The organism is Acetobacter cerevisiae, from assembly GCF_001580535.1.
Lineage (GTDB): Bacteria > Pseudomonadota > Alphaproteobacteria > Acetobacterales > Acetobacteraceae > Acetobacter > Acetobacter cerevisiae.
The window spans coordinates 1-2,596 of the sequence record NZ_LHZA01000051.1; the positions used below are offsets into that span (position 1 = coordinate 1).

General features: G+C 59.8%; 3 protein-coding genes. All 3 read right to left on the bottom strand.

All coding sequences use genetic code 11. The features are described from left to right. Positions 1 to 162: 162 nt before the first annotated feature. The 3 genes from AD928_RS00410 to AD928_RS00420 are packed head-to-tail and all read right to left on the bottom strand — an operon-like array spanning position 163 to position 2,227. Positions 163 to 861, bottom strand: a complete 699-nt coding sequence (locus AD928_RS00410) for a Gp138 family membrane-puncturing spike protein (RefSeq protein WP_062247372.1) — start codon at positions 859 to 861, stop codon at positions 163 to 165. Continuing rightward, positions 858 to 1,784: a baseplate hub protein gene (locus AD928_RS00415; protein WP_062247374.1), complete on the bottom strand. Its 927-nt coding sequence runs from the start codon at positions 1,782 to 1,784 to the stop codon at positions 858 to 860. Before AD928_RS00415 ends, AD928_RS00410 begins: the two co-directional genes overlap by 4 nt. Positions 1,785 to 1,843: 59 nt before the next feature. Next, positions 1,844 to 2,227 carry a phage baseplate plug family protein gene (locus AD928_RS00420; protein WP_233419869.1) on the bottom strand — a complete coding sequence of 128 codons (384 nt, stop codon included), beginning with the start codon at positions 2,225 to 2,227 and terminating at the stop codon, positions 1,844 to 1,846. Positions 2,228 to 2,596: the final 369 nt, after the last annotated feature.

Below are 2,596 nucleotides of genomic sequence, written 5' to 3' on the forward strand. Positions count from 1 at the left end.
CAGGCCAAACAATGGTTGGTATAAGGACCTTGCCAAATTCTGTAGTCAGGTTTGGATACTGAATCCACACCTTGAAAACGATGAGAAACGCGACCATGGATATGCCTGTGGTCGCGTTTTTTTATGGATGCGTCTCGGAAGTCTCCAAACAGTCCCATGCAGCTACCCCTGCGGAGTGCCCGTGATCCCGGAGCCGGGCTGCACGCCGGGGTGAGTGTGCTGGGTCAGGGAGATGCCATTGGCGGTGGCGTCCTGCGAGACGGTGAGGCTGCCGTCTATGGAGACGGGGCCGGTGATGTGGGTGTTCTGCGCTTCGATGCTGACGGTACCAGACGTTTTCAGCGTGATACCGTTTTCACTGAACCAGAGATACTCCTGCGGCGTGCCGTTGAGGAAGCCGCCGATATAGAGGGCGTCGGCCATGTTCTGCTGCCTGAACGAGCCGGGGGCAGCACTGGCGCGGGCAGTTTTGACGTTGAAGATATCGCGGTCCGCGATAAGGGCGAGGCCGATGTCGCCTTCCATCGGGTCCAGAATAACGGCGCGGCATCCGCCCTGCAGCCGAAAATACGGCACATTATACAACACGCCATGCGGCATGATGCGCCCAGAGGCATCCTGCTGATGCACCATGGGCTGCACATCCACCGTGCCGACCGGGTTCAGCCCGGCTCCGGAAACGGCCTTGATCTGCACGGGCACGATGGTTCGGCGGCCTGAGAGCAGGCGCGTGATGACGGTGTTCAGAGCATTAAAGTCTGACGCAGCAGCATCGGCCCGATTGAAAATGGGATAGCCGCTGGGGGGCGCCTGCGGTGCGCTCTGGCTGGCAGTTTGCGCGGCTGTGTTGGACTGGGTCATGCGGTGGGTTCCCGATAGGCCTGCGCCACGATGTCCGTAAACCATGCGCCGTGCGGCGTTTCTGTTTGCAGGGTGTGGCGCACCTGTGTGACACGCCACAGGCCGACCGGCACCGGGCCGTTTTGCTGCCCCCACCCCGCAGGCTGGTAGCGGCTGTGCAGGGCGATCAGGCTGTTGAAACTGACAAGCGGGTTAAACAGCATCTGCAAAGCCAGTCCGCCGGCGGACCATGCGGGGTAGCCGATCAGCCCGGTTTCTGCGGAGAGGGACAGGGCTTGTGTGGTGCCGAGGGGCGTCGGCTGTGAGGTGGTAGACGTTGCGGGCCAGACGGAGAGCTGGCCGCGCCCCAGACCAGCACACAGAGGCACAGTTTCCAGACACTGGCTGAGTTGCTGGCCGGGGCTGCCGTGGAAATAGGGATCATGCAGCGTGGCACCCACACCCTGAGTGTGCAGGCTCAGGCCGGCCTTGCTGGCAATGGTGCCAAGCACCTGCCCGGCGGAGACAGCACCCCGGTAGCCCGTGGGGGTGGCCGTCATGGCATTCGGCAGAACTGTTGAAAACGCCTGTGCAACAAAAGAGACATTGGGAGCGGTTGTATAATCCACATAGGCCAGCGTGACACCGCCCTGAAAGACGAGGGCGTTCCCCCCTGCCCCGTCCTGCGTTGTGAGGATGAGTTCACTCGCACTCTGGCGCGTGGGGTCCGGCGCGGCCATGCTCAGGCGGTTCATGACATCCGGGGTCATGCCTTCGATCCGCACCGTTGCACTTTCTGCCGTGGGGAAGCGGGCCTGTGTGACCTCGGCATGCACGCGCAGGCCGGAGAGAGTGACCGTATCTTCCCCATTGGGGCCGAACGCCTGTGAGAGCAGCCGGAATGTGACATCCACGGCGCGGTTTTGAAGCGTTGTTTGCGACATGGTGCGGGAGTTTCCGAAATGCAGGAAGTGGCGGGCGCAGGACTGTGTGGTGGTTGTCGTCAGGACGTCCAGCCGGGACGGTAGAGGAGGAGAAAGCGGGAGCCGAGGGCGGTGGCGTCCGGGTCTTGCTGGCCTTGTGTGTCGGCAAACAGGAAGTCCCCAGGCAGGCCGATTGCGGCATCCCGCACCAGCCATGTACGGTCCTGACACAGCACGCCGGACAGAAGCCGCGTGCTGTTGGCATCGAAATCTGCATACAGGCCGGTGCTGCGCTGACGCAGGGTGATCTGGATCAGGGTGCCGGACAGCGCGACTTTCAGCGTCTGCGCCGGGACGGCAGTTAGGGGTACCGTGAGCAGAGACAGGCTGGTGTTGTTCGTGCTGCTCTGAGCGGTTGCCTGAGTGGTGGTGGAAAGAAACGGTTGCAGTGTGGCTGAGAGCATGGGGAGGCCACTCCGGTTATACGGGCTTGGAGGGGATATTTATGGATTTGGAAAAACAGCGCGGCTTTTATTGCGTGTTGCTGAAGATTGGTAATTTTAGAGGGTGATGTGAGACTATGAGCACACAGGCGAGAACGAGAGCTGGAGCTGGAGCTGGAGCTGGAGCTGGAGCTGATTTTAGCCGCTCATTTTTCTGATGTTTACTGAAATCTTTTGAGAAATAAAGAGCTATTCTATTTTCAGTATTGGGATAACAGCCTGTTATTTTTTGGAATATGCTTGCTCTGTTTTGGCGTTTTTCAAACAGCCTCCAAGGGAGTGATGTCTGAAAAGAAATGAGAAGCCGCTAGAGCGTTTTCCTCTCAATCT

Bases quoted from the DNA above. Each gene is read 5' to 3' on its own strand.
- AD928_RS00410 (WP_062247372.1), bottom strand. From the start codon at position 861: ATGACCCAGTCCAACACAGCCGCGCAAACTGCCAGCCAGAGCGCACCG.
- AD928_RS00415 (WP_062247374.1), bottom strand. From the start codon at position 1,784: ATGTCGCAAACAACGCTTCAAAACCGCGCCGTGGATGTCACATTCCGG.
- AD928_RS00420 (WP_233419869.1), bottom strand. From the start codon at position 2,227: ATGCTCTCAGCCACACTGCAACCGTTTCTTTCCACCACCACTCAGGCA.